Source organism: Mycobacterium deserti (genome assembly GCF_025345615.1).
Taxonomy (GTDB): domain Bacteria; phylum Actinomycetota; class Actinomycetes; order Mycobacteriales; family Mycobacteriaceae; genus Mycobacterium; species Mycobacterium deserti.
Window position 1 is genome coordinate 144,664 of the sequence record NZ_JAODWD010000001.1, and the last position, 19,479, is coordinate 164,142.

Sequence of the window (19,479 nt, forward strand, 5' to 3'; positions counted from 1 at the left end):
GGTAGGTAACCTAATCGCCTTCGCCGGCCCTCGAACGCCGCCTCAGATGAGGCCGAGATCCGTCACGGCCTTGCGCTCATCGGCCAATTCGGCGGTCGACTTGTCGATACGGCCGCGAGAGAAGTCGTCGATTTCCAGGCCCTGCACGATCGACCAGTTGCCGTCCTTGGTGGTCACCGGGAACGACGAGATGAGCCCCTCCGGCACGCCATAGCTGCCGTCGGAGACGACGGCCATGGAGACCCAGTCACCCTCGGGCGAACCGAGCAGCCAGTCGCGCGCGGCATCGGTGGTGGCCGACGCGGCCGACGCGGCCGAGGAAGCGCCGCGGGCGTCGATGATCGCCGCGCCGCGCTTGGCGACCGTCGGGATGAAGTCGTTTTCGATCCAGTTCTGGTCGCTGACCACCTCGGCCGCATTCTTGCCGCCGACCTCGGCGTGGAAGATGTCGGGGTACTGCGTGGCCGAGTGGTTGCCCCAGATGGTGATCTTCTTGATGTCGGTGACCGCCGCGCCGGTCTTCTTGGCCAGCTGCGAGATCGCGCGGTTGTGGTCCAGGCGGGTCAGCGCCGAGAACCGCTCCTGCGGGATGTCGGGCGCGTTGGTCATCGCGATCAACGCATTGGTGTTCGCCGGGTTACCGGTCACGCCGATCCGGACGTCGTCTGCGGCCACCTCATTGAGCGCCTTGCCCTGTGCGGTGAAGATCGCGCCGTTGGCTTCGAGCAGATCGCCGCGCTCCATGCCCGGGCCGCGGGGACGCGCGCCGACGAGCAGCGCCAGGTTCACGCCGTCGAAGATCTTGTTCGGGTCCGAGCCGATCTCCACACCGGACAGCAGAGGGAACGCGCAGTCGTCGAGCTCCATCACGACACCCTCGAGGGCCTTGAGCGCCGGCTCGATCTCGAGCAGTCGCAGCTCTACCGGACGGTCGGGGCCCAGCAGCGAGCCGCTGGCGAGGCGGAACAGGAGGCTGTAGCCGATCTGGCCGGCGGCACCGGTGACGGCGACCTTGAGGGGAGTTGTGCTCACGTCGAATGCTCCTTGGACTCCGTTAGGTTTCGGGACGAAACTAGCAGGGTGCCGACATGGCCAGCCGCGTAGCATCGACCACGGCCCAGATCTGCGCCCTTTAGTCGTGGGGGGAGTGACCCGATGCCGTCGTTTCGCGCGATATCGCCGTCCCCGCGGCACTCGGTGAAACCGACCGCCGTGGACGCCGCCGCTATTCACGTGCCGGTGGCACGCGCGCTGGTGGACTGCGGCATCTACTGCGATGGCACGCGACTGCCCGGCAAGTACACCCATGCAGCGGCGCTGGACAAGGTGCGTCAACTCGAGAGCGAGGGCAAGGACGCGTTTGTCTGGGTCGGACTGCACGAACCCGACGACCGCCAGATGCAGGCGGTCGCCGAGGTGTTCGACCTTCACGAACTCGCCGTCGAAGATGCCGTCCACGCCCACCAACGGCCCAAGCTCGAGCGCTACGACAACACGCTGTTCCTCGTGCTCAAGACCGTCAACTACATCGAGCACGACTCCATCGCGAAGGCGCGTGAGATCGTCGAGACCGGCGAAATCATGATCTTCGTCGGCAAGGACTTCGTGGTGACCGTCCGCCACGGCGACCACAGCGGGCTGGCCGGGGTGCGTAAGCAGCTGGACGTCTCCCCCGCGCTGCTGCGGCTCGGCCCGTACGCGGTGATGCACGCGATCGCCGACCACATCGTCGACGGCTACCTCGACGTCACCGATCTGATCGAGACGGACATCGACGCGATGGAGGAGAACATCTTCTCTACCGACCGCCAGACCGACATCGAGAACATCTACATGGTCAAGCGTGAGGTCGTCGAGTTACGCCGCGCGGTCAGCCCGCTGGCGCTTGCCATGGAGCGGATCTTCACCGACCACGACGACCTGATCTCGGTCGAGCTGCGCCGGTACATGCAGGACGTCCTTGACCACAACACCCAAGCCGCGGACCGCATCGCCAGTTACGACGACGTTCTCAGTTCTCTGGTGCAGGCCGCGCTCGGCAAGGTGGCCATGCAGCAGAACACCGACATGCGCAAGATCTCGGCGTGGGTGGCGATCGCCGCCGTGCCCACGGCGCTGGCAGGCATCTACGGCATGAATTTCGATCACATGCCCGAATTGCATTGGACGTGGGGCTATCCCGCGGTGCTGCTGTTGATGACGACAGTGTGCACGTTGCTTTACCGCACCTTCCGCCGGAACAACTGGCTCTAGCGCTCAGCTGGGTTTGGCGGCCCTTCGGGACGGGTCCAGCACGTCGACGCTGTCCTGCTGCCATGCTTCGCGCATGGCGTCGGCCCCTTTGAGTCGCACCCACGCGGCCTCGGTCGCGGTGATCGGCGTGGCCTTCAACAACTTCACCGGTGGCAGCGGATCGGTCAAGGTGACGTCGCCGATGGCGCTGTCGCTCAACAGGAACGCGGTGAACGAAGCGCCGTCCCACAGCGGCGTCTCGAGGTCGATCAACGCGTCTGGCTCCAGAATCAGCCCTTCGACCGACGGTGCGGCGGCCAGCACCGCCAGCGACCGGGCGAGCCCCTTGGGCGTCGGTCCGCGCAAGGCGACGACGACCTCCGCCCGCGGGCCGTGCAGCGCATCGGTCACCATTTCAGTCGGTTCGAACATCGGATGACGCGAACAACCAAGCGACACATAGTGGACGACACCGTCACCGTCGGGGCCGAACCGGAGCACCTCAATGGTCTCGGTGCCCAGGAACGTGACGCTGGCCGCGCCGGGGTTCGCGGTGACACCCGCCCGGACGAAATGCTCGCGCAGGTGCTCGCGAACCTTCGCCAGGACGTCGATCACTCGCTCGGCGGCGTCGACTCAGTCGCGCTCTGCGCCGCGGGCTCCGCGTTCTTTCCCTCCGGCGCGAGGCTGAGGTTCCGGCCCGACTCGGCGTCGAAGATCGTCAGCTTCGAGGTGTCGAACGCCAACTCGATGGTGTCGCCCGTTCTGGCCTTCGACTCGGTGGAAACTCTTGCGACGAATTCGTCTCCGCCCGCGCCGGATTCGGCGGCCAGCTCGGCAAGCTGAGCCGACTCCGCACCCGCGCCCTCGGACTTGAAGTGCACGTACTTGTCGGCGCCCAGCGACTCGACCATGTCGACCGTCACTTGGAACGTCAGTGCCCGGATCCGGGCATACCCGTCGAGCAGCGCGGCGTCCTCGAGGTGCTCGGGCCGGATGCCGACGATGACCTTCTCCGGCTTGCCGTGCTGCTCGAGCCGGTCGTGCACTTCCTGAGTGAACGTCACGTCACCGAACGGCAGGCGCACACCGACGTCGGTGAGCGTGCCGGGAAAGAAGTTCATCGCAGGCGATCCGATGAAACCTGCGACGAACAGGTTGGCCGGCTCGTTGTACAACTCTTCCGGCGTGCCTATCTGCTGCGCGACACCGCCCAGCAGGACCACCACCCGGTCGCCCAGCGTCATCGCTTCGGTCTGGTCGTGGGTGACGTAAACGGTCGTGGTGCCCAGCCGGTTCTGCAAACGCGAGATCTCCGAACGCATTTGCACGCGCAGCTTCGCATCGAGGTTCGACAGCGGCTCGTCCATCAGGAACGCCTTGGGATCGCGCACGATCGCCCGTCCCATGGCCACCCGCTGTCGCTGACCGCCGGACAACTGTGCAGGTTTGCGATCCAAGAAGTCAGTCAGGTCAAGGATTTTCGCCGCCTCGTCGACCTTGCGGGTGATCTCGTCCTTCTTGATCTTGGCCAGCGTCAGCGGGAACGCGATGTTCTGCCGGACCGTCATGTGCGGGTAGAGCGCATAGGACTGGAACACCATCGCGATGTCACGGTCCTTGGGCGCCTTCTCGTTGACCCGCTCGCCACCGATACGCAGTTCACCCGACGAGATGTCCTCGAGGCCCGCGATCATGTTGAGCGTGGTCGACTTGCCGCAGCCCGACGGGCCCACCAGGATGATGAACTCGCCATCGGCGATGGTCATCGACAGGTCCTTCACGGCCGTCGCGCCGTTCGGGTAGCTTTTGGTCACCCGGTCCAACACAATATCGGCCATCGCGCTATCCCTTCACCGCACCGGACGTCAAACCCGCGACGATTCGTCGTTGGAAGATGAGTACAAAGATAATGATCGGGATCGTGATGACCATCGCGCCCGCCGCGATCGACCCGGTCGGTTCCTCGAATTGCGAGCTGCCGGTGAAATTCGCGATCGCCACCGGCGCCGTGATCGCCCGCTCGGTGGCCGTCAGCGACAGCGCCAGCAACAGGTCGTTCCACGCGAAGATGAAGACCAGGATAGCGGCGGTGACGATGCCGGGTGCCGCCAGCGGCGCGATGACCCTGCGGAACGCCTGCGCGGGCGTGGCCCCGTCCATCTTGGCCGCCTTCTCCAGATCCCAGGGGATCTCGCGGAAGAACGCCGACAGCGTGTAGATGGCCAGCGGAAGCGCGAAGGTGATGTAGGGGATGATCAGACCCGGCCACGTATCGAACAGCCCGACGGCCCGCTCGAGTTCGAAAATCGGTGTGACGAGCGAGATGTGGGGAAACATCGCGATCAGCAGGGCGACGCCGATCAGCACCTGCTTGCCGGGGAAGTCGAGCCGGGCGACCGCGTAGGCGGCCATGCCTCCGATCACCACCGCGATGACCGTGGTGATCAGGCCGATGCCGATCGAGTTGATCAACGCCGAGGTGAAGACGTTGCCCTGGAAGATGGCCTTGTAGTTCTCGAATGTGATCTGCGCCGGGATCAGCTTGCCGTCCTTGACACTTGACGTCGGCTTCAGCGACAGCGACAGGATCCACAGTACCGGGAACAGCGCGTAGATGATCACCAGCACGTTGATGACGGTCCATCCCGTCGCGCGACCGGCGCCAACCCGATCAGACATTCTCAGCGCCTCTCTTCGTCGGATCCCGGCGCAGCAGCCCCGAAGATCTTGATGTAGATGAACGCGATGAGCGCCACGCACAGGAAGATCAACACGCTGATGGCCGAACCGAGGCCCACGTTGAAGGCCTTGAACAGGTTGTCGTAACCGAGGATCGACACCGATCCGGTGTTGTTGGCGCCGGCGGTGAGGACGTAGATGTTGTCGAAGATGCGAAAGGCATCGAGGGTGCGGAAGAGCAATGCGACCAGGATCGCCGGTTTGATCAGCGGGAGAATCACTTTGACCAGCCGCCGCCATGCCCCGGCACCGTCGACCTGGGCGGCATTGAGCAGATCCTGGGGCACCAGCGCGAGTCCGGCAAGCAGCAGCAGCGCCATGAACGGCGTGGTCTTCCATACCTCTGCGAGCACCACGATCGCCAATGACGGAAGCTGCTGGGTCAGCGGCGCACTGCCTTCCGGAAGCAGGTTCGCCAGATAGCCGGTGCTCGGCGTCCACGCGTAGTACCACGAGTAGGACGCGGCGACGGTGACGATGCCGTACGGAATCAGTACGGCCGTGCGCACCACACCCTTGCCGAAGATCGTCCGGTGCATCACCAGTGCCAGCGCCATGCCGAGCACGAACTCGATGGCCACCGACACGACAGTGATCGCGAGGGTGACGGAGAACGCCGTCCACCAATACGAGTCGGACAGGATGGTGACGTAGTTCTCCAGCCCGATGAACTCGGTGTCCTGCGGTGCGGCCATGTTGTTGCGCTGCAAGCTCAACCACACCGCGTAGCCGATCGGGTACGCCGTCACCACCAGCATCAGAACCACAGCGGGGGCGATCAGAAGGTACGCAAGGCGGCGCTCGGATCTGCGGTCGTCAGTGCCGCCCGCCGCTGCGGGCGCAGCCGCCGGGGTGTCCGCCACGGCCGTCATGGAATCAACCCCTTACCGTCGATGGCTTTCTGCACCTGATCGGTCAGCTCGTCGGCGGTACGCTCCGGGTCGATGTCGGCTATCGGCGCCAGCGTCGCCGAGATCCGCGTCGACACCGCCTGATAGACGGGCGTGGCGGGACGGACCGCGGCATTGGTGAGCTGCTCGCGGATGATCTCGTACTGCGGGTATTTCTTCTGGAACTCGGGGTCGTCGTAGAGCGACGTCCGCACTGCCGGCAAGCCGCCCTCGACCGACGTGTACCGCTGGTTCTCGACGTTGCGTAGGCAGCGGATGGCCTCGAAGGCCTCGGCTTTGTGCTGCGTCGTCTTGGCGACGGCGAGATTCAGCCCGCCGATGGTGACCTTGGCCTGCTCCCCCTGCTGCACACCGGGGTAGTTGGCGAAGCCGAACACCTTCTTGCTGGCGTTGAACGCGGCGTCGAACTGTTCGTCGGTCGGGGAGAAGGTGCCCTCGGCGTTGATGCTGTCGGCGAGCGCGGGGTCGTTGTTCAGCGGCAGGAACGACACGCCACCCTTGACGGCGTTCTCCAGCAGTGAAGGCAACACGTACGGCCAGTTCACTTCGAGTGCGGCGTTGCCCTGCTCGAGCGCCAGCCGAGCCGTGGTCTCGTCGGACTGGGTGACCGACGGGTCCGCGCCAGGCGCGGTGGCAACCGATTTGATGATCTGCAGCGCCTTGACCGTCGCGGCGCGATGCTCGGGCGTGTCGGTCAACGTCACGGTTTCGCCGTCCTCGGAAAGCACCTGCCCGCCCGCGCTTTCCAGCAACGTGTTGAACCACACGACCAAACCTTCGTACTGCTTGCCCTGAACGGCAATCCAACTCGGCTCCCCTGCGGCGTGTAACCGGGTCGCCTCGGAGACCATGGCATCCCACGTCGCCGGCGGCTCAGGCATCAAGTCGGCTCGATACCACAGCAATTGAGTATTGGTGGTGATCGGCGCGGCGTAGAGCTTGTCCTGCCAGGTCGCCGTCTCCAACGGGCCCGGCAGGGTGTTGCTGGTCGCGTCACGCTCGGCCTCACCGGACGGATCGTCGGAAAGCGGCAGAGCCCAACCGGCCTCGGCGAACTCGGCGGTCCACACCACGTCGAGCGCCATCACGTCGAGTGTCTTGTCGTTGCCGGTGAGCCGTCGCGCCAGCTGCAGGCGTTGATCGTCAGCGCCCTTCGGCAAGCTGATCTGCTGAATGGTGAACCGGCCGCCGAGCTGTTCATTACATCGCTTGGCGACGGCGGTGAACGTCTGCGCCTCGTTTGCCGGGGTGTAGTAGTTGATGACCGTTCCGCTGCTGGCGGAACCGCAGGCCGCGACCGCTGACGCCGTCGTCAGCGCAGCCAGCGCCGCAGCACCTAGCCGCCGTGGGCCCACGCGTAAGCCGGGGACGCGCACCGCTCCTCCCGTCCGCCGCCGATGTCACCGCCGGGGCGGCTCCGTGCGGGAACCTCCCGCGCGGAAACCGTATTGCCAGATGCGCGTGATTTGCAACACTCTCGGCGGGCGGGTCGCAATCGTGACCTGCGACGCCGGTGTATGCCGGTCGTCGATCAGATCGTCAAGCGTGCCAGCAGATCCCGGCCGCGTTCGGCGTTCTGCGGGTCGCAGAGCACGTCGTAGCGCCCGGCGACAAGCTGCAGCGTCGAGCTGAAATCCCTTGTGCCGCGCGCCATCGCGTACGGGATCGCCGACGAGATCAAGCCGAAGAACACGCCCGCGACCAGGCCGGTGACCAGCGCCCCCCACGGGCTGGGGCTGAAGAAGCTGAGGATCAGCCCGATGAACAGGCCCAACCACGCGCCGGTCAGCACGCCGCCACCGAGCACCTTGGGCCACGTCAGCCGGCCCGTAACCCGTTCGACCTGCATCAGGTCCACGCCGACGATCGTCACCTGCTGAACGGGAAACTGCTGATCCGACAGGTAGTCCACCGCCCGCTGCGCCTCGGCGTAGGTCGGATAACTACCGATCGGCCACCCCTTCGGCGGGGTGGGCAGCGCGGCCGGACCGCGTCCTTTAGCCGCGCCGCCGGGGGCGCCGCCGGGATTCTGTCCAGGCTGGAAAGGGCTGGTCATCGGTTCTTTGTCTCCTTCGGTGCACGCCCGTCTTCGCGGCTGCTGTCACTCATTTCAACGCCTCGACGGCCGCGATGGTGCCCGGGGTGTGCGCTAGGTTGAACAGCATGACAAATCCGGGCGAGGACGCAGGCCAAACGGCATCATCCGACTCCACCGGTAGCGCCTCGGAACCCTCATCGAGCGGTTACGAGGCCCCGTCGATAGAGGAGACGCCGCCTGAGGCGGCCGGGCAGCAGACGCCGTCGTTCGACCCGCCGGCCTACGAGGCGCCACCCGCCTACACGCCGTCGCCGGAGTATCCGCAGACGCCGGACTACCCGCAGTCGCCGCCGGACTACCAGCAGCCGTCGCCGGGCTACCCGGGCTATCCTCCGCCACCGGCGTATCCCGCGCCGCCCACCCAGCCGGGCTTCGGGCAGCCGCCGCCCTACCCAGGCCCGTCGGGATACGGCATCCCGCCCTATCCGCCGTCGCCGTTCGGCGCGCCACCGCCGGGCTACGTGCCGCCGCCGGCCGGTTACGGGGCACCGCCGACCGGCTATCCCGCGGGCCCCGGCTACCCCGGCGGCTACGGGGCGGCAAGCCAGAAGGTGAATGTGATGGCAATCGCCTCACTGGTGGCCTCCGTCGTCGGCCTGCTCTGCGGAATCGGCGCGGTGGTCGGGATCATCCTCGGCATCGTCTCGTTGAATCAGATCAAGACATCGGGCGAAGGCGGCCGAGCGTTGGCGATCGCGGGCATCGCAGTCGGCGGCCTGACATTCCTGTTCAGCGTCATCGTGACGCTGGCGTTCGTAGGCGCCAGCTGACAATGGGCGGCCCGGCGCAGCCGTCCGGCGGAATGGAGTACCCGTCGCTGGAAAACACCGCCGCACAGCACAACTCGCCGCTCGACTACCCGACCGAAGTCGGACTGCCCCCGCCGGTGTACCCGGCGCCCGGTTATCCGCCCGGCTACTACCCGGGTCCTGGCGGCGTCAGCTACGACCCCTACCGTCCGATGAAGCCGCCGGGCACGAACGGCATGGCGATCGCGGCGTTGGTGGTCGCGCTGGTGTCGCTGTTCTTCTGCGCCGGTTTCGTGTCGATCGTCAGCCTGGTCATCGGGTTCATGGCCATGCGCGAAACCAAGCGCACCGGCCAGGACGGGTGGGGGCTGGCGCTGGCCGGCGTGATCGTCAGCGCGATCCCCATGGTGCTGTGGGCGCTGTACCTGGTGTTCTTCGTCGCGATATTCGCCAGCGGCTGGAGTCTGGTCTAACTCGGCGGGCGGAACGGCTCTGCCGTGCGCTCCATGCCGGCCGCTCGACCCTTGCCCGCGATCACCAGCGCCATCTTGCGGCTGGCCTCGTCGATCATCTCGTCGCCGAGCATCACCGCCCCCCGCGCGCCGCCCGCCTGCGAGGTGTGCCACTCGTAGGCCTCGAGGATCAACTCCGCATGGTCGTAGTCGGCCTGCCTCGGACTGAACACCTCGTTGCCCGCGGCGATCTGATCCGGATGCAGCACCCACTTGCCGTCATAGCCCAACGCGGCCGACCGCCCCGCAACCCTGCGGAACGCCTCGACGTCGCGCACCTTCAGGAACGGCCCGTCGATCGCCAGGACGCCGTGTGCCCGCGCTGCCACCAGGATCCGCATCAACACGTGGTGGTGCGCGTCGCCGACGTCGTAGCCCTCGGGCTGTTCACCGACTTCGAGAGTGCGCATGTTGAGGCTCGCCGCCATGTCGGCTGGTCCAAGCACGAGCGCCTGCACCCGCGGGGCGGTGGCGATCGCGTCGACGTTTGTCAAGCCCTGGGCGTTCTCGATCTGTGCCTCAATACCGATGCGGCCCAGGGGCAATCCGTGCGTCGCCTCAACCTGGCTCAGCAGCATATCGAGCGCGTGGATGTGGGTGGCGTCACTCACCTTGGGCAGTACCACGATGTCTAGCGACGCGCCCGCGGTCGACACCACTTCGATGACGTCGGCGTAGGTCCACGGCGTCGTCCAGTCGTTGACGCGCACACCCAGAAGCTGTCCTGCCCAGCCCGGCTCGGCGAGTGCGGTCGCCACCCGTGTTCGGGCCTCGGCCTTGGCATCCGGGGCGACGGCATCCTCGAGATCGAGGAACACCTCGTCAGCGGGCAGCGCCTTGGCCTTTTCGATCATCTTGGTGCTGCTGCCGGGAACCGAAAGGATCGTTCTGCGGGGTCGATACCGGTTTTCCACAACCACACTCTCTACTCTTGACACTCATGGCGGCGGTGAACCGGGTGTACGCGGCACGACTCGCGGGAATGGTGGTGCTCGGCCCCGACGGCGAGTCGATGGGCCGTGTGCGCGATGTGGTGATCAGCATCAGCATTGTGCGTCAGCAGCCCCGGGTGCTTGGCCTCGTCGTCGAATTGCTGACCCGCCGAAGGATTTTCGTTCCGATTCTGCGGGTGACGGCGATCGAACCGGGCTCGGTGACGTTGGCGACCGGCAGCGTGTCGATGCGTCGCTTCGCGCAACGCCCGGGTGAGGTCCTGGTGCTGGGCCAGGTGATCGAAACGCGGGTCCGTGTCGATGATCCCGATCTGCCGCAGCTGAGCGGAATCGAGGTCATAGTCGCCGATCTCGGCATCGAGCAGACCCGCACCCGCGACTGGATGGTCACCCGCGTCGCGGTGCGTTCGCAGCGCAGGCTCCGGCGCAGCAACGTTCACGTCGTGGAGTGGCAGCATGTGCACGGGCTGACGCCGTCGGGACTGGCGATGCCCGATCAGGGGGTCGCCCAGTTGCTCGACCTGTTCGAGGGCCAGCGCGCCGTCGAGGTGGCCGACGCGATCCGTGAACTGCCGGCCAAGCGCCGCTTCGAAGTCGTCAACGCGCTCGACGACGAGCGGCTGGCCGATGTGCTCCAGGAACTGTCCGAGGACGACCAGTTCGACGTGCTGCAGCAACTGAAGGCCGAACGCGCCGCCGATGTGCTCGAGGCGATGGATCCCGACGACGCGGCCGACCTGCTGGGGTCCATGGCGCCGTCGGACGCCGAGCAGTTCCTGCGCCGAATGGACCCCGAGGACTCCAAGGACGTGCGACGGCTGCTGTCGCACTCGCCCGACACCGCGGGCGGCCTGATGACCTCCGAGCCCGTCGTCCTGGCGCCGGACACCACGGTCGCCGAGGCGCTGGCCAGGGTCCGCGATCCCGACCTGACGCCCGCGCTGGCGTCGCTGGTGTTCGTGGTGCGACCCCCCACCGCGACTCCCACCGGCCAGTACCTGGGTTGCGTTCACCTGCAGCGGCTGCTGCGGGAACCGCCCGCCGAGCTCGTCGGCGGGATCATGGACACCGACCTGCCGAACTTGACGCCGGAGGATTCGCTGGCGGCCGTCACCCGGTACTTCGCCGCCTACAACCTGGTGTGCGGGGCCGTCGTCGACGACGAGAACCACCTGCTGGGCGCGGTCTCGGTCGACGACGTCCTCGACCATCTGCTGCCCGAGGACTGGCGCGAAAGCATGGAGGAGCCGCAACTGTCGACCGCCGAGGGAGCCACATGACCGAGCCGTCGCCCCGCGGGCGGCTGGACACCCCGCTGCCCTCCCGCCGGATCAGCTTCAACTACGACCCCGAGGCCGTCGGCCGGTTCAGTGAGAGGATCGCCCGCTTCCTCGGCACCGGGCGCTATCTGGCGGTCCAGACGATGCTGGTGATCGTCTGGATCGCGCTGAACCTGTTCGCGGTCAGCCTGCGGTGGGACCCGTATCCGTTCATCCTGCTCAACCTGGCGTTCTCCACGCAGGCCGCGTACGCGGCGCCGTTGATCCTGCTGGCGCAGAACCGCCAGGAGAACCGCGACCGGGTGTCGCTCGACGAGGACCGCCGCCGGGCGCTGCAGACCAAGGCCGACACCGAATACCTGGCACGCGAGCTGGCGGCACTGCGTCTGGCCGTCGGCGAAGTAACCACCCGCGACTACCTGCGCAGAGAACTCGAGGAGATCCGCGAGATGCTCGCGGCGCTGCAGGAATCGCGTTCGGAAGCCGATCCCGAGGGCAAAGTCGACATTCCGGAACGCCGGTCCAAGAAATCGGGGTGAAACAGCATGTGGCATTGCTGTAACGCGCGGGTTCCGGAGTATGTATGGTGACTTGGTTCACAGGCCATCGCGAACTTAGGACGGTTGAGTGCACATAGGGGGAGGAGCCGCCCTCGAGGCAGCGCGACGCCAGGTGGGGCGAGCCGTGCGCAAAGCCACCTCGTCGGCTCCTCGTGTCCGAAGTGCCATCTCGGTCCCGAGCAGCCGCGGCGCTTTCGGCGTCGCGGTCATCGTTCCGATCATCCTGGCCGGCGCCGTCGGTGCGTCGGCTCCCGGCGCATCGGTCCACGACGCGGCGGTGACACCGCTGGCTGCTGTCCAGCCGTCACCGGGCAGCCGCGAAGGCGCTTCGGTGGTGGCCGTCACCAAGACGCCGTCGCCGATTCACATCGCGGCCTCCATGGTCTCCTCTCCCGCCCCGGCCGCGATGGTCAATTCGCCTGGCACGCTTCGTATTCCGGGGATGGCACTGTCGGCCTACCGGAACGCCGAGCGCATGATGGCCTCGGCCTACCCCGGGTGCGGCGTGAGCTGGAACCTGCTCGCGGGCATCGGGCGCATCGAGTCGATGCACGCCAACGGCGGCGCCACCGACGCGCGTGGCACTCCGGTGCGGCCGATTTACGGACCCGCGCTGGACGGCACGCTGCCCGGCAACGAGATCATCGTGCAGAACCGCACGGCCGAACGCGTCACCTACGCCAGGGCGATGGGCCCCATGCAGTTCCTGCCCGGCACGTGGTCGCGCTACGCGTCGGACGGCGACGGTGACGGCAAGGCCGACGTGCAGAACCTGTTCGACTCGACTCTTGCCGCGGCCCGGTACCTGTGCAGCGGCAACATGAACCTGCGCGACCAGTCTCATGTGATGGCCGCGATCCTGCGCTACAACAACTCGATGGCCTACGCCCGCAACGTGCTGGGCTGGGCGGCCGCCTACGCCACGGGCGTCGTGCCGATGGACCTGCCACCGATCACCGGATCGGTGCCCACGCTCGACGAGTCCGGCGATGTGCACCTCACCGAGCTCACCCAATACCAGGGCCTCGGCCCCGGGCTGCCGCTGAACGCACTCGGCCTGCCGGCCAACGATCCGTTGGCGATGTTGCCGATGCTCGAGCGCGACTCCGTCGCCAGCCAGATCGGCGTGCCCGGCCAGCGACTCGGACCGCTACCGGGGCCCGCCCCGGGTCCGCAGGCACCGCCGAACACACCGGCCCAGCCGGAGCCGTGGCGTCCGCCGTGGTTGCCCCCGGAGCCGCAACCTCAGTGCGCGGTGTTCTGCATTCAGGATCAGCCCGCGCCGCCGCTGCAACCCGCGTCGGGGGCACCGCCCGTCGCGCAGCCGCTGGCTCCCCAGGCCCCTGGCCCGGCGGCCCCCGGCCTGCCCGGTCCGCCGCCGGCCGCAGCACCCGCGGCCGCACCCGAGCCGGTTCCCGCACCCGGGGCAGCGCCCCCGCCCCCGCCGGCGCCCGGACCGCCGCCGGGGCCCGTCGGTTAAGGACACCCGTTCAGTCGGCTTAGACTCGACGGTGATGTCCTCTCCTGAGCTGGCCGCGGTTCGCGCCGCCCTCGCCAAAGTGATCGACCCCGAGTTGCGCAGGCCGATCACCGAACTCGGCATGGTCAAGAACGTCACCGTTGCCGACGGTGGCGCCGTGCACGTCGAGGTGTACCTGACCACCTCGGTATGCCCGAAGAAGAGCGAGATCTCCGAGAGCGTCAGCCGCGCGGTCGCCGACGTGCCCGGCACCGGCGCCGTCACCGTCGAGCTCGACGTGATGAGCGACGAACAGCGCACCGAGCTGCGCAAGCAGCTGCGGGGTGATTCCCGCGAGCCCGTCATCCCGTTCGCCCAGCCCGGGTCGCTGACCAGGGTGTACGCCGTTGCATCGGGCAAGGGCGGGGTCGGCAAGTCCAGCGTCACGGTCAACCTCGCAGCGGCCATGGCCGCGCGCGGACTGTCCGTCGGCGTGCTCGACGCCGACATCTACGGCCATTCCGTGCCCCGCATGATGGGCACCACCGACCGGCCCACCCAGGTCGAGTCGATGATCGTCCCACCCGTCGCCCACGACGTGCGGGTGATCTCGATCGCGATGTTCACCCAGGGCAACACCCCGGTGGTGTGGCGCGGCCCGATGCTGCACCGCGCGCTGCAGCAGTTCCTGGCCGACGTCTACTGGGGCGATCTGGACGTGCTGCTGCTCGACCTGCCGCCCGGCACCGGAGACATTGCGATATCGGTCGCCCAGCTCATCCCCGGCGCCGACATCCTCGTGGTGACGACACCGCAGCTGGCCGCAGCCGAGGTCGCCGAACGGGCCGGCGCGATCGCCCTGCAGACCAAGCAGCGCATCGCCGGTGTGGTGGAGAACATGTCCGGGCTTCTGCTGCCCGACGGCAGCACCATGCACCTGTTCGGCGAAGGTGGCGGCAAGCAGGTCGCCGCGAGTCTGTCGCGCTCCGTCGGCGCCGATGTGCCGCTGCTGGGCCAGGTTCCGATCGACCCGGCGCTGGTGGCCGCGGGTGATTCCGGGGTTCCCCTGGTGCTGTCCGCGCCGGATTCCGCGGCGGGCAAGGAGTTGCGCAGCATCGCCGACGCGCTGTCGAGCCGCAAGCGCGGGCTGGCAGGCATGTCGCTGGGTCTGGACCCCGCAGGCCGATAACCGTCCGATTACCGAATACGAAGATCCCCCCGCCTTGTCACACGCGACGATAAAGTGCCATTCGTGGGGAAGGCATTGTTAGCCAACGGCCGCGGGCGATGGTTGGCACTTGCCGTCTCGATCTTGGTTTCTGCCGGCCTGTTCTACGCCCAAACCGCCGCACCACCGGTTGCTAGTCCCCCACCTGCTCCGTCCGGCCAACCGGTGGTCCCCGGCCCACCGCCGCCCGGCAGTCCGCCGCCCGCGGCCGCGCTGATGGCGGCGAGCGCCCCCGTTGCCACCACCGCCACGCCGTTCGAGCTGCCGCCCGGTCTGGCGCCGGAGGGCGGCCTACAGGTCAACACGATCCGGGTCGCGCGTGCCATCAGCGTGCTGTTCCCCGAGATCACCACCATCGGGGGCTACCGGCAGGATCCGTTGCGGTGGCACCCCGAAGGCCTGGCGATCGACGTGATGATCCCGAACCACGGCTCGGAAGAGGGCATCGAGCTCGGCAACCAGATCGCCGGGATGGCGTTGGCGAACGCCAAGCGGTGGGGCGTCATCCACGTGATCTGGCGTCAGGGCTTCTATCCCGGTGTCGGCGCACCGAGTTGGACTGCGGACTACGGCAACGAGACCGCCAACCACTTCGACCACATCCACATCGCCACCACCGGCGGCGGCTACCCGACCGGATCTGAGAAGTACTTCATCTGACGACGCGGCGGCAGCATCAGGTGGCGTCGGAGTCGAAAGGCGTTGTGACCGGGGCTTGTTCGGGCTTGACGGGCGTCGGCGGCGGTGCGCTGACCGGCTTGTCGAACTTGCCGGTGAACACCGAGTCGTCGCCGTCGAGCAGATGCTTGGTGAGCGCGGCGCGCGGCGTCATACCCCGCAGCTTGTTCAACTCACTCAACGGCTGCCGCAGATCATCGAACTCCGGGCCGAGATCCTCACGCAGCTGGCTGGTGGCGCCGCTGATGTAGTCGCGCGCCTGCCGCAGCGCGCTCGACGTCCAGCGGATCGCGCCGGGCAGCCGTTCCGGCCCCAGGATCACCAGACCGGCGACCACCAGGATCAGCATCTCGCCCCAGCCGATGTTGGCGAACATCGGCTAGACCGTGTTGTCGGGGCCGGGATTGACGGTCAGCACGACGCGCCTACCGTCGCGCACCACCTCGATCGGCGCGTCCTGGCCGATCTTGAGCTGGCGCACCGCCACCACGAACTCGTCGGCGTCGGCGACGTCGCGGTCACCCACCTTGACGACGACGTCGTTCTCGAGGATGCCCGCCTTCTCCGCCGGGCTGCCCGCCTTCACGTTGGCCACCTGCGCGCCCGAAGCCAGATCGTTGCTCACCGACCGGGCGGTCAGCCCGAGCGTCGGGTGCGCGATCTTGCCGTCCTTGATCAGTGCGTCGACGACCGTTTTCACCTCGTTGACCGGGATCGCGAAGCCGAGACCGCTGGCACTCTCCGAGAGCGACTTGCCCGCGGTGTTGATACCGATGACGTTGCCGTTCATGTCGATCAGCGGGCCGCCGGAGTTGCCATGGTTGATCGACGCGTCGGTCTGCACACCGTCGATCACGGTGTCGGTGTCCGAGCCGTCGCCTGAGAGCGGCACGGGCCGATGCAGTGCGCTGATGATGCCCTGGGTGACGGTGCTGCGCAGGCCCAGCGGTGCGCCCGCGGCGATGACTTCGTCGCCGACGCGCAGCTTGTCGGAATCGCCCATCTTCGCCACCGAGAGGTCTTCGACGTTGTCGACCTTCAGCACCGCGAGGTCGGTCTTGGGGTCGCGGCCGACGAGGTTGGCGGGAACCTCTTCGCCGTCGTTGAACACGACGTGCATCTTGTACTTGCTGGGGTTGATCGCCGCCTCGGAGATCACGTGGTTGTTGGTCACGATGTAGCCGCGCGGGTCGATGACGACGCCGGAGCCCTGCGAACCCTCCTGCTCGCTGGTCGCCTCGATCGTGACGACCGAGTCGGCCACCTCGGCAGCGACCTTTGCGAAGCGGCCCTCGGGCGGAGGTCCGCTGTCCGAGGTATCCAGCGTGACATTCGATGTGGTGAACGCCTCGACGACGTCGGCGGTCTTGCGGCCGACCCAGCCGCCGGCGAATCCGATGACCAGCGCGATGATGCCGAGGACCGCGAGTGCGATGAAGGAGACCTTGCGGCCGAACAGGACGTCGCGCACGCCGACCTTGCCCATGCTGACATTCGCCGGAGCGTGCGCGGGCTCAGACAGCGCGGGAGTGCCGAGGGCCACCGCGGCGCCGGGGTCGCGCCACGGATCGTCGGGTTCGTCGGTGCCGGGCCCGCGGCGTTCGGCCTCCAGGGCGCCTGCGTCGGCCGGGTGGCGCTGCAGCGACTCGCCACCGGTGTAGGGCCTGCCGAACGCCTCGGCCAACACGGGGTCGGACGGTCTGTCCTTTGGCGTGAATTCGGGCTGGTTGCGGTACTTCTCGGCGCCGAGGAAGGACCCGCTGACCCCGTCGGGGCGGCCGAATGTGCGTCGCGCCGCCGGATCTACGGGAGGGCGCGAGACAGGGCGCGGCTCCAGGCGATCCCGCCCGGACTGGTCCAGATTCGTCACCCGACCACCCTACCGACGTTTACGTCGCGATCGCGTGCTGCCGTCAGCTAACTGCGGCGGAGCAGGCTCGTCGGGAACGTCCTGCGGGGAGTGGTGCGGGATCTGCGACAACATGCCGAGCAACGAGCTGGGCACGACGATCGGGCATGAATCCCGCAACGCGGCTCGTGCCTGCCGCTGAGCCTCGACCTCCGTCGCGCACTGCGCGCACAGCGACAAGTGGTGCGCGGCGCGCAGGTGAGCGTTCATCCGCAGCTCGCCGTCGACGAACGCGGCGATCGCCTCGGTGGACAGGTGCTCGGTCGAGCCGAACTGACGCGGACCGACCGGTTCACCACTCTGGGAGGCGAACTGAGCGGGCAGCCAGGAGAATGCGCGACGGAACACATGTCCCGGGTCGACCATCACCCAGCTCCTTCCCGCTTGGCGGCGTCGTGACCGACGCGCTGACTCGAATGTAGCGCGGCACGGCTCGCCGAACACGCGCGATCTGTCAGGCTGACCGAGCTGCGTCACGAACCGACCCGTCGCCGTGGCGTGCCAGGTAGTCCCGCAGGGCCTGTCGGCCGCGGTGGATGCGGCTGCGCACAGTGCCCAGCTTCACGCCCAACGTGGCGCCGATCTCCTCGTAGGACAACCCTTCGATGTCACACAGCACGACGGCGGCGCGGAACTCAGGGGGCAGCGAGTCGAGTGCGGCCTGCAGGTCGGGGCCAAGCCGCGAATCGTGGTAGATCTGCTCGGGGTTCGGGTCCTCGGCGGGCACCCGGTCGTAGTCCTCAGGCAGGGCCTCCATCCGGATGCGGCTGCGCCGACGGACCATGTCGAGGAACAAGTTGGTCGTGATGCGGTGCAACCAACCCTCGAAGGTGCCGGGCTGGTAGTTCTGCACCGAGCGGAAGACGCGGATGAACGTCTCCTGCGTCAGGTCCTCGGCGTCGTGCTGGTTCCCCGACAGGCGATAGGCCAGCCGGTAGACGCGGTCGGCGTGCTGGCGCACCAACTCGTCCCACGACGGCATCGTCGCCACGTCGCCGGTGGCGTCGAACACCGCGGTGCCGATCAGTTCGTCGGACGGCTCAACCCACTCCCCGTCGGTGTACTGCTCGAGATGTGCCATCGAGGCAGGGGCAGTCGGTGCTGCAGGGGCGCTTGAAGTGGTCGTCAGATCCTCCTGGTGACAGCCGTCATGACGGATCGACGGCTCGATATCGGCGGAAACATGAAAATCCGCATGGTTATTCCGCGAGTGCCAGCGTGCGCCGTCGTCCATGCGGATACCGTCTCCGACCGTGGTGTGGTTGGCATATGAGCAAACTGAACATTTCCTGAGAAAGATTGCTACCCATTTTCGACCTGGGATAACCGGCCGCCGCGACGCTCAAATCCGCATGTCACGCCGGGCGTGTCGCGGCGCGGGCATTCTGGCGTAGCTTACGCTGCGGGCATGGCCGGCATCGACGACGTCATCGGGCCCGGGAGCCGCCCCGGCGGCGACAACCATCCGCAGAGCCGCGCCGAATCGATCGTCACGCACGCCGAGCAATCGATCTCCGAGGACGCGATCGTCGCCGCCGCCCGCGAACGCGCCGTCGACATCGGCGCGGGCGCCATCACACCCGCCGTCGGCGCGCTGATCTGCGTGTTCGCCAAGGTGACCGGCGCCAAGGCGGTCGTCGAGGTCGGCACCGGAGCGGGCGTGAGCGGGCTGTGGTTGCTGTCGGGCATGCGGGAGGACGGTGTGCTCACCACCATCGACGTCGAGCCCGAACATCAACGCATCGCCAAGCAGGCGTTCACCGAAGCGGGCATCGGACCGGGTCGCACGCGGCTGATCAGCGGCAGGGCCCAAGACGTGCTCACCCGACTGGCCGATGAGTCCTACGACCTGGTGTTCATCGACGCTGACCCGATCGACCAGCCGCATTTCGTGCTCGAGGGAGTGCGACTGCTGCGTTCCGGCGGCGCGATCGTCGTGCATCGCGCGGCGCTCGGCGGCCGGGCCGGCGACGCCAACGCCAACGACGCCGAAGTCAGCGCCGTGCGCGAGGCGGCCCGGCTGATCGCCGAGGACGAGCGCTTGACCCCGGTGCTCGTTCCGCTCGGCGACGGCCTGCTCGCCGCCGCCCGCGACTAACTCCCCCCTTTTCGCCCCCTTTTGCGCCGAAATGGAATTCCCGGTCATCAAGCACGCGTCTTGAGCGCCC

21 protein-coding genes are annotated in these 19,479 nt (G+C 67.5%); 9 read left to right on the top strand and 12 right to left on the bottom strand.

The genetic code is table 11. From position 1 onward, the window contains the following. Nucleotides 1-42: 42 nt before the first annotated feature. Complete coding sequence (locus tag N4S67_RS00685; RefSeq protein ID WP_260991020.1) at nt 43-1,032, bottom strand: malate dehydrogenase; 990 nt, start codon at nt 1,030-1,032, stop codon at nt 43-45. 123 nt (nt 1,033-1,155) lie between these two features. Here N4S67_RS00685 and corA point away from each other — a divergent pair, with 123 nt between their 5' ends. Further along, a complete protein-coding gene (corA, locus tag N4S67_RS00690) occupies nt 1,156-2,253 on the top strand; it encodes a magnesium/cobalt transporter CorA (RefSeq protein ID WP_260991021.1) in 1,098 nt (365 codons plus the stop codon). A 3-nt stretch (nt 2,254-2,256) separates the two neighbouring features. Here the strand turns inward: corA and N4S67_RS00695 are convergent, their stop codons facing one another. From N4S67_RS00695 to N4S67_RS00720, 6 genes are all read right to left on the bottom strand, one after another. Further along, complete coding sequence (locus tag N4S67_RS00695) at nt 2,257-2,850, bottom strand: suppressor of fused domain protein (RefSeq protein ID WP_260991022.1); 594 nt, start codon at nt 2,848-2,850, stop codon at nt 2,257-2,259. Then, nucleotides 2,847-4,073, bottom strand: a complete 1,227-nt coding sequence (locus N4S67_RS00700; RefSeq protein WP_260991023.1) for an ABC transporter ATP-binding protein — start codon at nt 4,071-4,073, stop codon at nt 2,847-2,849. Before N4S67_RS00700 ends, N4S67_RS00695 begins: the two co-directional genes overlap by 4 nt. Before the next feature lie 4 nt (nt 4,074-4,077). Continuing rightward, nucleotides 4,078-4,914, bottom strand: coding sequence for a carbohydrate ABC transporter permease (locus N4S67_RS00705; protein WP_260991024.1), 837 nt, complete (start codon nt 4,912-4,914; stop codon nt 4,078-4,080). Nucleotides 4,915-4,916: 2 nt separating this feature from the next. Beyond that, nucleotides 4,917-5,846, bottom strand: a complete 930-nt coding sequence (locus N4S67_RS00710; RefSeq protein ID WP_260991025.1) for a carbohydrate ABC transporter permease — start codon at nt 5,844-5,846, stop codon at nt 4,917-4,919. Beyond that, nucleotides 5,843-7,240, bottom strand: coding sequence for an ABC transporter substrate-binding protein (locus N4S67_RS00715; protein WP_260991995.1), 1,398 nt, complete (start codon nt 7,238-7,240; stop codon nt 5,843-5,845). Before N4S67_RS00715 ends, N4S67_RS00710 begins: the two co-directional genes overlap by 4 nt. Before the next feature lie 176 nt (nt 7,241-7,416). Further along, a complete protein-coding gene (locus N4S67_RS00720) occupies nt 7,417-7,941 on the bottom strand; it encodes a general stress protein (RefSeq protein WP_260991026.1) in 525 nt (174 codons plus the stop codon). 107 nt (nt 7,942-8,048) lie between these two features. Here N4S67_RS00720 and N4S67_RS00725 point away from each other — a divergent pair, with 107 nt between their 5' ends. Continuing rightward, nucleotides 8,049-8,753, top strand: a complete 705-nt coding sequence (locus N4S67_RS00725; RefSeq protein ID WP_260991027.1) for a DUF4190 domain-containing protein — start codon at nt 8,049-8,051, stop codon at nt 8,751-8,753. Nucleotides 8,754-8,755: 2 nt separating this feature from the next. Beyond that, nucleotides 8,756-9,205, top strand: coding sequence for a DUF4190 domain-containing protein (locus tag N4S67_RS00730; RefSeq protein ID WP_260991028.1), 450 nt, complete (start codon nt 8,756-8,758; stop codon nt 9,203-9,205). Here the strand turns inward: N4S67_RS00730 and N4S67_RS00735 are convergent. After that, a complete protein-coding gene (locus N4S67_RS00735; RefSeq protein ID WP_260991996.1) occupies nt 9,202-10,158 on the bottom strand; it encodes an HpcH/HpaI aldolase/citrate lyase family protein in 957 nt (318 codons plus the stop codon). The two genes, N4S67_RS00730 and N4S67_RS00735, sit on opposite strands and share 4 nt — an antisense overlap. 26 nt (nt 10,159-10,184) lie before the next feature. Here N4S67_RS00735 and N4S67_RS00740 point away from each other — a divergent pair, with 26 nt between their 5' ends. The 5 genes from N4S67_RS00740 to N4S67_RS00760 all read left to right on the top strand — a co-directional run bounded on the left by N4S67_RS00740 (nt 10,185) and on the right by N4S67_RS00760 (nt 15,384). After that, complete coding sequence (locus N4S67_RS00740; RefSeq protein ID WP_260991029.1) at nt 10,185-11,477, top strand: magnesium transporter MgtE N-terminal domain-containing protein; 1,293 nt, start codon at nt 10,185-10,187, stop codon at nt 11,475-11,477. Further along, complete coding sequence (locus N4S67_RS00745; protein ID WP_260991030.1) at nt 11,474-12,016, top strand: DUF1003 domain-containing protein; 543 nt, start codon at nt 11,474-11,476, stop codon at nt 12,014-12,016. The genes N4S67_RS00740 and N4S67_RS00745 overlap by 4 nt, the downstream gene beginning before the upstream one ends. An 88-nt stretch (nt 12,017-12,104) precedes the next feature. After that, nucleotides 12,105-13,517: a lytic transglycosylase domain-containing protein gene (locus N4S67_RS00750; RefSeq protein WP_260991031.1), complete on the top strand. Its 1,413-nt coding sequence runs from the start codon at nt 12,105-12,107 to the stop codon at nt 13,515-13,517. A 34-nt stretch (nt 13,518-13,551) separates the two neighbouring features. Further along, nucleotides 13,552-14,685 (top strand): Mrp/NBP35 family ATP-binding protein, encoded by a 1,134-nt coding sequence (locus tag N4S67_RS00755; RefSeq protein ID WP_260991032.1) that lies wholly within the window; start codon nt 13,552-13,554, stop codon nt 14,683-14,685. Nucleotides 14,686-14,739: 54 nt separating this feature from the next. Further along, nucleotides 14,740-15,384, top strand: coding sequence for a glycoside hydrolase (locus tag N4S67_RS00760; protein ID WP_260991033.1), 645 nt, complete (start codon nt 14,740-14,742; stop codon nt 15,382-15,384). A gap of 16 nt (nt 15,385-15,400) precedes the next feature. Here the strand turns inward: N4S67_RS00760 and tatB are convergent, their stop codons facing one another. From tatB to sigE, 4 genes are all read right to left on the bottom strand, one after another. After that, nucleotides 15,401-15,778 (bottom strand): Sec-independent protein translocase protein TatB, encoded by a 378-nt coding sequence (gene tatB, locus N4S67_RS00765; RefSeq protein ID WP_260991034.1) that lies wholly within the window; start codon nt 15,776-15,778, stop codon nt 15,401-15,403. A gap of 3 nt (nt 15,779-15,781) precedes the next feature. After that, nucleotides 15,782-17,272, bottom strand: a complete 1,491-nt coding sequence (gene htrA / locus N4S67_RS00770) for a serine protease HtrA (RefSeq protein ID WP_260991035.1) — start codon at nt 17,270-17,272, stop codon at nt 15,782-15,784. A gap of 9 nt (nt 17,273-17,281) precedes the next feature. Next, complete coding sequence (gene rseA, locus N4S67_RS00775) at nt 17,282-17,677, bottom strand: anti-sigma E factor RseA (protein WP_260991036.1); 396 nt, start codon at nt 17,675-17,677, stop codon at nt 17,282-17,284. A gap of 88 nt (nt 17,678-17,765) precedes the next feature. After that, on the bottom strand, nt 17,766-18,545 hold the full coding sequence (sigE, locus tag N4S67_RS00780; RefSeq protein ID WP_260991037.1) for an RNA polymerase sigma factor SigE: 780 nt from the start codon (nt 18,543-18,545) through the stop codon (nt 17,766-17,768). A 174-nt stretch (nt 18,546-18,719) separates the two neighbouring features. On the opposite strand from sigE, the gene N4S67_RS00785 reads away from it, so the two are divergent. Continuing rightward, entirely contained in the window at nt 18,720-19,409 is a 690-nt protein-coding gene (locus N4S67_RS00785; protein ID WP_260991038.1) for an O-methyltransferase, read from the top strand. The last annotated feature ends 70 nt before the right edge of the window (nt 19,410-19,479 follow it).